Annotated in this window: 12 protein-coding genes; 9 read left to right on the forward strand and 3 right to left on the reverse strand. The window is 73.2% G+C overall.

The window, feature by feature from the left end:
- The first annotated feature begins 8 nt into the window (after positions 1 to 8).
- The 6 genes from AB0E85_RS26455 to AB0E85_RS26480 all read left to right on the forward strand — a co-directional run bounded on the left by AB0E85_RS26455 (position 9) and on the right by AB0E85_RS26480 (position 5,663).
- Positions 9 to 131: a hypothetical protein gene (locus tag AB0E85_RS26455; RefSeq protein WP_361931853.1), complete on the forward strand. Its 123-nt coding sequence runs from the start codon at positions 9 to 11 to the stop codon at positions 129 to 131.
- 118 nt (positions 132 to 249) lie between these two features.
- A complete protein-coding gene (locus AB0E85_RS26460; RefSeq protein WP_361931856.1) occupies positions 250 to 837 on the forward strand; it encodes a winged helix-turn-helix domain-containing protein in 588 nt (195 codons plus the stop codon).
- An 84-nt stretch (positions 838 to 921) separates the two neighbouring features.
- Positions 922 to 1,929, forward strand: a complete 1,008-nt coding sequence (locus AB0E85_RS26465; RefSeq protein ID WP_361931859.1) for an SDR family oxidoreductase — start codon at positions 922 to 924, stop codon at positions 1,927 to 1,929.
- A gap of 85 nt (positions 1,930 to 2,014) precedes the next feature.
- Positions 2,015 to 3,274, forward strand: coding sequence for a sensor histidine kinase (locus AB0E85_RS26470; RefSeq protein ID WP_361931862.1), 1,260 nt, complete (start codon positions 2,015 to 2,017; stop codon positions 3,272 to 3,274).
- The gene (locus AB0E85_RS26475) at positions 3,265 to 3,918 is read left to right on the forward strand and encodes a response regulator transcription factor (protein WP_361931865.1); all 654 of its coding nucleotides are present in this window, start codon (positions 3,265 to 3,267) and stop codon (positions 3,916 to 3,918) included. Before AB0E85_RS26470 ends, AB0E85_RS26475 begins: the two co-directional genes overlap by 10 nt.
- A 203-nt stretch (positions 3,919 to 4,121) precedes the next feature.
- Positions 4,122 to 5,663, forward strand: a complete 1,542-nt coding sequence (locus AB0E85_RS26480; protein ID WP_361931868.1) for a DUF1996 domain-containing protein — start codon at positions 4,122 to 4,124, stop codon at positions 5,661 to 5,663.
- Positions 5,664 to 5,752: 89 nt separating this feature from the next.
- Here AB0E85_RS26480 and AB0E85_RS26485 read toward each other — a convergent pair whose 3' ends face one another.
- Positions 5,753 to 6,208 carry a hypothetical protein gene (locus tag AB0E85_RS26485; RefSeq protein WP_361931871.1) on the reverse strand — a complete coding sequence of 152 codons (456 nt, stop codon included), beginning with the start codon at positions 6,206 to 6,208 and terminating at the stop codon, positions 5,753 to 5,755.
- Between the two features lie 161 nt (positions 6,209 to 6,369).
- On the opposite strand from AB0E85_RS26485, the gene AB0E85_RS26490 reads away from it, so the two are divergent.
- The 3 genes from AB0E85_RS26490 (at position 6,370) to AB0E85_RS26500 (ending at position 9,653) form a co-directional block, all read left to right on the forward strand.
- Positions 6,370 to 6,897 carry a tetratricopeptide repeat protein gene (locus tag AB0E85_RS26490; RefSeq protein WP_361931874.1) on the forward strand — a complete coding sequence of 176 codons (528 nt, stop codon included), beginning with the start codon at positions 6,370 to 6,372 and terminating at the stop codon, positions 6,895 to 6,897.
- Positions 6,898 to 6,945: 48 nt separating this feature from the next.
- The gene (locus tag AB0E85_RS26495) at positions 6,946 to 8,868 is read left to right on the forward strand and encodes a hypothetical protein (RefSeq protein ID WP_361931877.1); all 1,923 of its coding nucleotides are present in this window, start codon (positions 6,946 to 6,948) and stop codon (positions 8,866 to 8,868) included.
- A gap of 95 nt (positions 8,869 to 8,963) precedes the next feature.
- Positions 8,964 to 9,653: a TetR/AcrR family transcriptional regulator gene (locus tag AB0E85_RS26500; RefSeq protein WP_361931880.1), complete on the forward strand. Its 690-nt coding sequence runs from the start codon at positions 8,964 to 8,966 to the stop codon at positions 9,651 to 9,653.
- Positions 9,654 to 9,659: 6 nt separating this feature from the next.
- On the opposite strand, the gene AB0E85_RS26505 is transcribed toward AB0E85_RS26500, so the two are convergent.
- Positions 9,660 to 10,016 (reverse strand): 5-carboxymethyl-2-hydroxymuconate Delta-isomerase, encoded by a 357-nt coding sequence (locus AB0E85_RS26505; protein ID WP_361931883.1) that lies wholly within the window; start codon positions 10,014 to 10,016, stop codon positions 9,660 to 9,662.
- Positions 10,017 to 10,046: 30 nt separating this feature from the next.
- Positions 10,047 to 11,651, reverse strand: a complete 1,605-nt coding sequence (locus tag AB0E85_RS26510) for a fused response regulator/phosphatase (protein WP_361931886.1) — start codon at positions 11,649 to 11,651, stop codon at positions 10,047 to 10,049.
- Positions 11,652 to 11,808: the final 157 nt, after the last annotated feature.

Genomic DNA, 11,808 nt, shown 5'->3' on the forward strand with positions numbered 1-11,808 from the left:
ATGGAGTCATGGCCAGCCACCGGAAGTGCGTCGCGACGGGTCGTCATGACCTGGAGCCCTTCTGGCCGTCCCGCCAGGACCACGACTTCGACCGGGTGTGTTGCCGCGCGATGAACGCGCCGGCCCTCTAAAGCCGTACACCCCGGCCTTCGGCCAGCGCGCACCGCGTACGTCCCTCGGCGAGCCCGATCACGCATCGCGGCTGTCGACCTCCCCGACGAACTCCTCGCGCGAAAGAGCTGACCTCTCATGGCGACCACTCGTTCCCTGTCCACCGCCGCCCCTCTCGACGCCCCCGCGCCGCACGGCCCCCGGCACCGGCTGCGTGCCGTCGGCCGGGACGAGGTGGTGACGGTCGCGGACCTGCTGCCGGGTGCCACCTGGCTGCCGGCGCCGCCGCACACCCTGCCCACGCTGCCGGGACAGCCGCCGATGGTCGGCTACCTGGTGCTCGTCCCGGCCGACCAGCAGCCGCCGTTCCCGGTGGCGGTCCCCGACCTGCCGCCGGCCGCCGGGCCGGAGCCCGCTGCCGAGCCGGGCGGCGAGCCGCTGATCCGGGTCGACACCGTGCAGCGCACCGCCCAGGTGGCCGGGCGGCCCCTCGACCTCACGTACCTGGAGTTCGAACTGCTGGCGCACCTGGTGGCGCACCCGGGCCGGGTGCACACCCGCGACCAGCTGGTCGGCACGGTGTGGGGGTACGGGCACGTGGGTGACGGCCGCACGGTCGACGTCCACGTCGCCCGGCTGCGCCGCAAGCTGGGCGCTGAGCACCGCGACACGATCCGGACGGTGCGCCGCGTGGGCTACAAGTACGTGCCGCCGACCGGACACTGACGCCCCTGGGCGAGCGGGGACGCTCCGTCTGCTGACAGCAGATCCCTGTTCCGCCCCCTCGCCCCACCGGGCAGAGTCACCGGCATGAGGCTTCTGATGCTGGGTGGTACGGAGTTCGTGGGCCGGGCCGTCGTGGAGGCGGCGCTGGGGCGGGGCTGGGACGTGACCGTCTTCCACCGGGGACGGCACGAGGCCCCGCCAGGCGCGCGGACACTGCTCGGTGACCGCACCGCGCCCGGCGGACTGTCCGCCCTGGCCGACGACCCGGGCGAGTGGGACGTCGTCGTGGACACCTGGTCGGCGGCGCCGAGCGCGGTGCGGGACACGGCGCGGCTGCTGCGGGGCCGCGCCGGCCGGTACGTGTACGTGTCGAGCTGCTCGGTGTACGCGTGGGCCCCGCCCGCCGGGTACGGCGAGGACGCGCCCGTGGTGGAGGGGGCGTCGGCCGACGGGGAGACCGACTACGCCCGGGACAAGCGGGGCGGTGAACTGGCGGTGCTGGACGCCTTCGGCGCGGACCGGTCGGTGCTCGTACGGTCCGGGCTGATCCTCGGCCCGTACGAGAACATCGGCCGGCTGCCCTGGTGGCTGGGCCGTACGGCACGCGGCGGCCCGGTGCTGGCGCCCGGCCCGCGTGAACTGCCCCTCCAGTACGTCGACGTCCGGGACCTCGCCGGGTGGATCCTGCACGCGGCAGAGCAGGAGCTGAGCGGGCCGTACAACCTGGCCGGTCCCCAGGGGCACGCCACCATGGGCGCGTTGCTCGACGCCTGCGCGCGGGTCACCGGCGGCGCCGCCGAGCTGCGCTGGACCGAGCCCGCGGTGATCCTGGAGGCGGGCATCGAGCCGTGGACCGAGCTGCCGCTGTGGGTGCCGCCGGGCAGCGACCTGCACGACGCCCTGCACAGCGCGGACGTCTCGCGGGCGGTCGGGGCGGGGCTGGTCTGCCGGCCCGTCGAGGAGACCGTGGCGGACACCTGGCGGTGGCTCCAGGACGTCGGGGGCGTGGCGCCCCAGCGCCCGGACCGGCCGCGCTCCGGCCTCGACCCGGAGGTGGAGGCGAAGGTGCTCGCGTCAGGCACCGGTGCCTGAACGAGCCTGGGGTGTACGTAGCACCACCCACCGGCCGGGTGTCCGGCCCCGTGACCCGGCACGCGCGTTCGACGAGACTGACGCCATGACCATGGACACGATGAACGGCAGCGGGCGGACGACAGGGCGGGGCATCGGGCTCGCCGCGGTGCGGGGGCTGGCGCTGGCCCTCGTCTCCCTGCCTGGGGCGGTGCTGTGCTTCTGCCTGTCCCTGGTCTCGATCGCGCTCATCCCGATCGGGGTCGGGCTCGTCACCACGCCCTACGTGCTGACGGGGGTGCGGGCGTTCGCCGACTGGCGGCGGGTGCTCGCGGCGGAGTGGGGCGGGGTGCGGATCCCTCCGGCGTACCGGCCGCTGCCGGAGGGGGCCAATCCGTGGACCCGCACCTTCGGGATGCTGAGCGACCCGGCGACCTGGCGGGACCTGCGGTGGCTGCCGGTCGACATGACCGCCGGGTTCGTCACGGCGCTGCTGCCTGCGGTTCTGCTCCTCTATCCGCTGGAGGGGTTCGCACTGGCGATCGGGCTGTGGCGGGTCTTCCCCGACGGGTACTGGTACGGGTTCGTGCCGGTCACCGGGCAGGCGTCCGCGTTCGGTGCGGCGGCCCTGGGCCTGGTGCTGCTGTTCCTCGCGCACTTCCTCACCCCGCGCCTGCTGGGCGTCCACTTCCGGCTCACGCGGGCCGTGCTCGGCGGCAACCAGCGGGAACTGGCCGAGCGGGTACGGGTCCTGACCGAGACCCGGCGGGACGCGGTCGACGCCTCCGCGGCCGAACTGCGGCGCATCGAGCGGGACCTGCACGACGGGGCCCAGGCCCGGCTGGTCGCGGTCGGCATGGACCTGGGCACCATCGAGGCGCTCCTCGACAAGGACCCGGCCCAGGCCAAGGAGTTGATCGCGCAGGCGCGGAAGTCCTCGGTCGAGGCGCTGGCCGAGCTGCGCGAGCTGGTGCGCGGCATTCACCCGCCGGTCCTCGCAGAGCGGGGCTTGGGCGACGCGGTACGGGCGCTGGCGCTGCGGCTGCCGGTGGCCACCGAGGTGAGCGTGGACCTGCCCGGGCGGGCTCAGGCCCCGGTGGAGTCGGCCGCGTACTTCGCCGTGAGCGAGGTGCTCACCAACGCCGTGAAGCACTCGGGCGCCGACCGGATCTGGATCGACCTGCACACGGCGGACGGCATGCTGCGGGCGACCGTCACCGACAACGGCAAGGGGGGCGCGGTGATCGGGGCCGGTTCGGGACTGGCCGGGGTCGAGCGGCGACTGGGTACATTCGACGGCGTCCTGGCCGTCAGCAGTCCCGCGGGCGGCCCCACCATGGTCACCATGGAGATCCCTTGCGCGTAGTCCTGGCCGAAGACCTCTTCCTGCTGCGCGACGGACTCGTCCGGCTGCTCCAGGCGCACGGCTTCGAGATCGCGGCGGCCGTCGAGTCCGGGCCCGAACTGGCCGCCGCGCTGGCCGAACTGGACCCGGACGTCGCCGTGGTCGACGTACGCCTGCCGCCCACGCACACCGACGAGGGCCTGCAGTGCGCGCTCGACGCCCGCCGGAAGCGGCCCGGACTGCCGGTGCTGGTGCTCTCCCAGCACGTGGAGCAGCTGTACGCGCGTGAGCTGCTCGCCGACGGCACCGGCGGGGTCGGCTATCTGCTGAAGGACCGGGTGTTCGACGCCGAGCAGTTCGTGGACGCGGTACGGCGGGTCGCCGCCGGTGGCACGGCGATGGACCCGCAGGTCATCCAGCAGCTGCTGGCCCGCCGTTCGGGCGACGACCGGCCGCTGGCGCGGCTGACGCCCCGGGAGCGGGAGGTGCTGGAGCTGATGGCGCAGGGCCGGTCCAACGCGGCGATCGCCGGGAAGCTGGTCGTGACGGAACGGGCGATCGCCAAGCACACCGCCAACATCTTCGCCAAACTGGGGCTTGAGGTCTCGGACGACGACAACCGGCGCGTGCTGGCGGTTCTCGCGTATCTCGACCACGGGCGGTGAAACCGGACGGGCCGCTTCACCCACCGTGGATGATCCACAACTCCCGGTGCCGAAGGGGCTGTTGAGGACACAGAGTCCTCACGAATCTCGCATCAATTTCCGAGACCTCTGAACACCCCTGGGACGCCCTCCGTATGGAAGGGAGCCGCTTCACTCCTGTCGGGCGCCTCGATGCCCCCGAAAAAGGAAGTCAGAGGAGTTCCATGGGACGCAACACAAGAAAACGCCGTACGCCGCTGGCCACCAAGGCCATTGCCGCATCGGCGGCCCTAGCGCTCGGTGGGGGCGGGCTGATCTGGGCAAACTTCTACGCCTCGGCGCACGAGGAGAACTCGGCGAACCAGACGAAGTCCGCGGGCGCACAGATCGCCACGATCCAGTGCCCGGACGTCGGACAGAAGCTGACCGATGTGCCGGACGGCGCTCGCCAGGGGGTGGACAAGGAGCTGGCCAACCTCGACAAGCAGATCAGCGAGGCCTACACCCGGCTCGCCTCCACGCGTCAGGCCCAGGCCGGTGACGCGGGCTTCGTCGACAACGCCATCCTGGGCCCGCTGAAGTCGAAGCGCGTCGCGGTCATCGACCGGATCGGCATCAACATCCGGCGGGTGGGCGGACAGGCTCCGGGCAACCTCGAGCAGCTGGCCGCCTGCAAGGGCATGGCCGCCGAGGCCGACACCAACGACGGCCAGGCCGGCGGTGACCAGAACAACGACGGTCAGAACAACGACGGCGGCCAGGACCAGGGCGGTCAGGACCAGGGCGGCAACGGCGGCCAGGACAACGGGCAGGACCAGGGCGGCAACGGCGGCCAGGCCGACAACGGCCCGGTGGCGGACGACTTCATCAACATCAATGACGTCCAGCCCAACTCCCGCAACCTGCCGAACGGCCTCGCAGCGAACGGCGACGGCGGTTCCACGGGCACGTTCACCACGAACTGCGGCACCAACGAGAACGAGAACCGCAACTCGGACAACGTGATCGTGGCGCCGGGTGTCTCCAACGGCGCGCAGCACCAGCACGACTACGTCGGCAACCAGAGCAACAACGCCTTCGCGAGCGACGAGGACCTGGCGAACGCCCAGACCACCTGCCAGAACCAGGGCGACAAGTCCTCGTACTTCTGGCCGGTCCTGCGGATCCAGGACGGTTCGGACGACATCGACGCCGGTCAGCCCGGCGGCGGCCAGGACGGCAACGTCGGCAAGATCGTCGAGCCCGCCGAGGCGCAGCTGAAGTTCGTCGGCAACCGCACCAGCGACGTCGTGGCGATGCCGAAGGCCCTGCGCATCATCACCGGTGACGCCAAGGCGTTCACCAACGGCCTGAACAACGCCAACACCTCCTGGAGCTGCACCGGCTTCGAGGACCGTCAGGTGACGGACAAGTACCCGCTCTGCCCCGAGGGCAGCTCCGTGGTCCGGACGTCCAACTTCCAGAGCTGCTGGGACGGCCAGAACATCGACAGCGCCAACCACCGCACCCACGTGGACTTCGTGGAGGCGGACGGCAGCTGCTCGAACGGCTTCCAGGCCATCCCCCAGCTCCAGGTCCGCCTGGTCTACGACGTCCAGGCGCCGCAGATCAACAACGGACAGGTGCAGAACGCCTTCGCGGTCGACTCCTTCCCGGAGCAGCTGCACAAGGCGATCACCGACCACAACGACTTCATCAACTTCTTCGACGAGAACGTGATGAACGAGATGGTCCAGTGCATCAACAACGGCGAGGACTGCCAGTAGTCCTGGTCCGGTGAAAGCCGAGAGCCGGCGGTGGGAATTCCACCGCCGGCTCTCGGCTTTCCGGCTGTCGGCTTTCCGGCCCGGGACGATCAGCCGTGGTGGCTGCTGCCGCCGCCGTGACCGCCGCCCTTGTTGTGGCTGCCGCCGGGGTTCATGTGCTCGGAGCCCTCTTCCATGGTGCCGCCGAGGGTGCCCTGGAGCGCGGTGACCGTCTTCTGCTGGCCGACGGCGACCCACTTGCGGCCGACGAGGTAGTAGCCGCCGTAGTCCTTGGCGCTGTTGAGCCACTCGCGCTGGCCGCGGTCGGTGGCGAAGGTGGCGAGGACGTACTTGTCCTTGCCCTTCTTGCACAGGGCCTGGCGGATGGTGTCGGCGTCGGTCTGCATGTCCGGCTTGCAGTCGGCCTCGGCCGCGATGTGCTCCAGGCTGCCGCTCACCTCCTTCGGAACGGCCGCCTCGTCCTTGCCGCCGGACCCGCCGCAGCCGGTCAGCGCCAGTATCGCCACCGCGCCGCTCAGCGCGAGCATCGGTCGGGTCACCCTCATCTGTTCCTCCGGTCCTCATCGGCACGGTCCTGCCACGGCACGATCCGGACGCATGCCGCACGGAGCCCCGGCAAGAGGCTCTCGCCTTCGATACGGCTGCGGAGCCCGCCGTGCTCAAAATCCCGCTGCCCCGGTGTGCACGCGTGTGCGAGGGTGTCCGGGTGGATCAGGACTGGGAAGACCGTGTGGCCGCCCTCTGGGACCGTTCCGACGACTACGCCGAGACGGAGGAGGACGAGGCCCGCTTCCGCGCCGACGTCGACGCCCTCGTCGCCGAGCTGCCCGCAGGCAGTCCGCACGCCCCGTTCGAGCAGGCCTGCGCCTGGGACTCCACGGGCCGCTCCGACAAGGCGGTCCCCCTCTACCAGGAGGCGCTGCGGCGCGGCCTTGCCGATGTAAGCCCCTATAAAACCCGCCGGACGAAGATCCAGCTGGCCAGCTCGCTGCGGAACATCGGCCGGGCCGAGGAGGGCGTCGCCCTGCTGACGCCCGAACTGGTCGCGCCGTCCGACGAGCTGGACGACGCCGTGCGCGCCTGTCTCGCCCTGTGCCTGTCGAGTCTCGGCCGCGACCGGGAGGCCCTGGCGCTGGCCCTGGGCGCCCTGGCCCCGCATCTGCCGCGCTACCAGCGCTCCATGGCGAACTACGCCCGGCTGCTCGTGGAACCCGGGGAGCACCCGGGGGCGTGACGCCCCGCCGCCAGGTGACCATCCACTGATTCGCTCGTTCTGCTGAACGTGCAGTCACAGGATGTCGCCCAGCGCCCCGCACCCCTCTCCCCCGCCGGTCCGGTCGTGGACGTCGAGCAGGCCGAGGCCGCGCTCGTCGAGCACTACCCGCGGCTCGTCCGGCTGGCCTACCTGGTGCTGCCGCCCCGGCTGGGCCGCAGCCGCCGCGTCCTGACCGCACACGCCCTCACCCAGCGGGCCCTCCCCCGCAACCGCACGCCGGCCCCGGTGATCCCCGCGCAGTCGACCGGCCGGGACGGCGACCCCGGCTATGCCCTGGTCCGTCTCCAGGTGCTGCGCACGGCGCTGGAGGCGGGGCTGCCGCTGACGGCGAAGGCGTGGCCCAAGCGGGCCCAGCTGCCGCCGCTGCTGCCGCACGTGTGGGGGCTGAAGCTGTTCCCGCGCTCCGGCGGCGCCGACGAACTCGCCCTGGACCAGCGGCTGTCCACCCTGTCGGGGCCGGCCCGGGCCGCCTACGCGCTGCGCGGTCTGGAGCGGCTCACGGACGACGGGGTGTGCAAGGTCCTCGCCGCGGTGGGCGTCGCCGACCCGGAGGGCGCGGTGCTGGAGGCCGACGGGATCCCCGCCCAGTACGGGCTGCTCGACTCCCCCGAGTTCGACCCCTGCTCGCTCCAGGCGCGGCCCACCGACCTGATGCGCCGCCGCCAGCACCTGAAGGCCGCGCTGGCCGCCGGTGCCGCCCTGCTGGTGTGCGGGGCGCTGCTCGGCCTGCCCGGTGAGGGCTGGGGCCCCGAAGGTGCCGCGGCACCCCCGTATGCGCGGAACCCGGCCGCGCAGGCCGCCCTGGACCCCTCGAAGCTGACGCGGATGCCCCCGGCCGCCTGGCGCAGCTCGGCGCGCACCGACTTCTCCGTGTGGCCGGCCCGTGGCGACCTGACCGGAGACAAGGCCCTGCTGCGCCGCGCCCTGGCCGTGTGGGCCCGCCCCGGCGAGACGGTCCAGGTGTCGGTGACCCCCGGCACCCTCTCCGGCGGCCCGGCCGGACCGCCCCAGCTGCTGTACGCGGGGACGGTCGACGCGGCGCGCGTGGTGATCCTCTACGACGGTCTGCGCGTCGCCCGGTACGCCGAGCCGAAGGACGGCACGCAGGGCGCCGCCCTCGACTTCGCCCGGGTCGACGGTGCCGGCCGGGCCGAGGCGGGCGCGGTGGTCCTGGGCCGTTCCGACGGCAACGTCCGCTATCTCACGGCCCCCTGGGTGAAGAAGGCCGGCGAGCGGGACCTGCTGAAGCCGGGCTCCGGCGCGATGGACCTCACGCTCACCGACGGCGTGACCACGCCCCTGGCCAGCCCGGCCCTGCGATCCGGCCCCTGCACCTCGTGGAACGTGCTGGAGGTGACCGACGGCGCCAGGACACGGTTGCTGACCGACCTCGGCGAACTCGTCCCGGCGCGGCTCACCACCGGACGGCCGGGCTCCCCGCGCGAGGTGTCCGGCGCGGCGGCACTGCGCACCTGGCAGCCGTTCGCCTGCTCGCTGGGCACGGTGCGCTCGGCAGGGGTGCGCAGCGTCAACGCCTGGGCGTTCAACGAGCAGCCGCTGCCCGACGCGAGCGGCTCGGCGGCGTGGGTGTGCACGCGGGCCGAGACCTGGCGGGGCGGCGGGGCGCGGGTGCTGGCGCAGTTCCACACGCCGGGCGGGGCGTACGGGGCGGCGGCGGCGCAGGCCGAGAACGTCCCGGCCTGCGGGGAACGTGACCCGCATGTGCTGGCCGGGGTGCTGTGGAAGTCGAAGGCCGGCGACTGGTACCTGCTGGCCGCGGGCGGCCGGGAGACCGCGTCGATCCGGGCGACGGGCGGCGTGAACGGAGTACAGCAGGGCAGTCTGCTGACCGTGCCGGCCGAGCAGGGAGCGCAGGCTCAGCTCAAGGGCACCCTGAAGGACGGGCGTTCGCTGCGCGGACTGCGCTGACACAGGCGGTTTCCGGGCCCGCGCGGTGGGGGGCGGGGAAACCCCGTGATCGATCCGGCCCGTTCGAGGCCGGAATCGATCGGTAAGGTGTTCGCATGACTATCGGGGTTCGCCGCAGAATGGGAGTCGAGGAGCGGCGGCAGCAGTTGATCGGCGTCGCCCTCGAACTGTTCAGCCGCCGCTCGCCCGACGAGGTCTCCATCGACGAGATAGCGTCGGCCGCGGGCATTTCACGCCCGTTGGTCTACCACTACTTCCCCGGCAAACTCAGCCTGTACGAGGCCGCGTTGCAGCGGGCCTCGGACGATCTGGCGGCGCGTTTCGTGGAGCCGCACGAGGGTCCGCTGGGGGCGCGGCTACTGCGCGTGATGCACCGCTACTTCGACTTCGTGGACGAGCACGGGCCCGGTTTCTCCGCCCTGATGCGCGGCGGTCCGGCGGTCGGCTCCTCGACGACCAACGCACTCGTCGACTCCGTACGGCAGGCCGCTTATGTCCAGATCCTTTCGCACCTGGGCGTGACCGATCCGCCCGCGCGCCTCGAACTGGTCGTCCGTTCCTGGATCTCGCTGGCCGAGTCGACGGCGCTGATCTGGCTGGACGGCCGGCGCATCCCGCGCGAGGAGCTGGAGCCCCAGCTCGTCAACGACTTCGCGGCCCTCGCCGCGGTCAGCGCCGCCTACGACGAGGAGATGGCCGCGCTGCTGCGCGACGTCGTCAAGGACGAGCCGGCCGACGGCCCGTTCGCGCATCTGGCCGGCCGGCTCATCGCCCTGGCGGGCTGATCCGGCTCAGCTCTCGAACTTCGCGTACGACGGGTCCAGGTCGCGGACCTCGGCGGAGGCGTGCAGCGCGAGCCCCCCGGCGGGCTTGAGGTGGGTCCGCAGCAGCTCCAGCGCGGCCTGGGTGAGCCGGGCCTTGGTCTCGTCGGTGCGGCCGGCGAGCAGCGCGATGTGGACGTGCACATGGGCGTGCCCCTCGGCCTCGGGGCCGACCACGATGTCCTCCGTCGGACGGAACCGGCTCTTGCACGCCGCCGGTTTGGCGGCCGCGATCTCGACCGTCGCCTCGTGCAGCGCCCTCGCGAAACCGGGCCGGTCGAAGTCGCCGGCGAGGTCGGCGGAATAGTCGACGGTGATCTGCGGCATCAGTACTCCTGTTCTGGGCGGCCAACGGGCTCACCCTAGCCGCAGGGCCAGCATCGCGATGTCGTCCTCGGGGTCACGGCCGAAGCAGCCCAGCAGCACGTCGCAGAGGGTGTCGAGGCCGGGCGGGGCGTCGGCGGCGGCGGTGCGGAGCTGGTCCATGGAGGTCGTGATGGGGATGCCGCGGGTCTCGATGAGGCCGTCGGTGACCATGAGCAGGCGGTCGGTTCGGTGCAGACGGCACTCGGTCGCCGGGGGCCGCTCCAGGCCCAGCCCGAGCAGCGGACCGCAGGCGTCGGCGTACCGGGCGTCGCCTCCCGCGCGCAGGATCAGGGGCGGGATGTGGCCGGCGTTGGCGATGCGTACCCGTCCGCTGCCGGGGTCGACCAGGGCCAGGCACACGGTGGCCGTGACGTCGGGGTGGTACTCCTGGAGCATCCGGTCGAGCCGCGTGGCCAGCACGACCGGGTCGCTCTCGTCGACGCAGTAGGCGCGCAGGGCGTGGCGGATCTCGACCATGACGGTGGCCGCGTCCAGCGAGTGCCCGACGACGTCCCCGACGGCGGTGAGGATCCCCTCGCGGGTGCGCAGGGCGGCGTAGAAGTCGCCGCCGATCTCGGTCTGCTCGGAGGCCGGCACGTAGCGGACGACGATGTCGACGCCCGGCAGGTGCGGCAGCTTGTGCGGCCGGGGCAGGAAGCTGCGCTGGAGGGTGAGGGCGACGTGCCGCTCCACCCGGTACATCAGCAGCGGTTCGGCGGCGAGCGCGGTGGCCTGGGCGAGGCGGGCACGCAGCCCGTCGTCGGCGGGGTCGCCGACCGCCGTGCGCCGGACGGGCGTGGCGAGGCACACCGTCGTCCGGCCGTCCTGGGCGGTCGCCACGGTCACGCGGGCGTCGTCCTCGACGCCCGGCCGGAAGACCGAGGCCGGCCACAGCGGCGCGGGGACGACGGTGGTGTGCACGCCCGTGCGGCCCTCCGCGAGCCGGGTGACCAGCCGTGCCGCCGCCTGGTGGGCGTCGCCGTCCGCGTCCGCGGGGCGGCCCCGCGCGGTGCCGCGGTACGGCTCGCCGTCCGGGCCGATGACGAACACCACGGCGGGTGAGGCGGTCAGGCGTGCGGTGCCCTCGGCGGCCGCCGTGGCGAGTTCCCGCGGGCAGCGGGCCGCCTGCACGGTGATGACGGCCTCGGCCAGCAGCGTCAGCCGGTGCACGGCGGTCTCGGCGCCCGTGGCGCGCCGGGCCCCGCGTACGGCGGCCCGGACGACGGCCTGGATCTCCCGTGGTTCGGCGGGCACGGTCAGATAGGCGTCCCCGCCGGCGTCGAGCCCCCGGCACCGGTCACCGGGTGCGGTCGCGGCGGCCGAGAAGTGCACGACGGGCAGCGCGGCCATGGGCGGCTGGGCCCGGACCCGGCGGCACAGTTCGAAGCCGCTCATGTCGGGCAGGCCCACGTCGACGAGGGCCACGTCGGGCAGGGTGCCGTCCCGCAGCCGTACGCCGAGTTCGACGAGCGCCTCGCCGCCGCTGGCGACGGGCACGACCCGGTGGCCGGCCCGTTGCAGCACCGCGCCCATGGCGTAGCGGCTGGCCGCGACGTCGTCCACGACCAGCACCGTGGTGCCCGGGCTGTGCTGCATGCCGCCGGTGTGCCTCTCGGTGGCCTCTCGGGGTGCGTACAGGGGGTGGGGGGGGGCGGGGGTGACCGCCCCCCCCCCCCCCCCGATGGCGCGAAACGGGGGCCCCGGGGGAGACGGGCGACCGGGGGCCCCGCCGCGGGGGGGTTTGCCGATGGGG

The sequence above is a fragment of the Streptomyces sp. NPDC029044 genome, assembly GCF_040637495.1.
Lineage (GTDB): Bacteria > Actinomycetota > Actinomycetes > Streptomycetales > Streptomycetaceae > Streptomyces.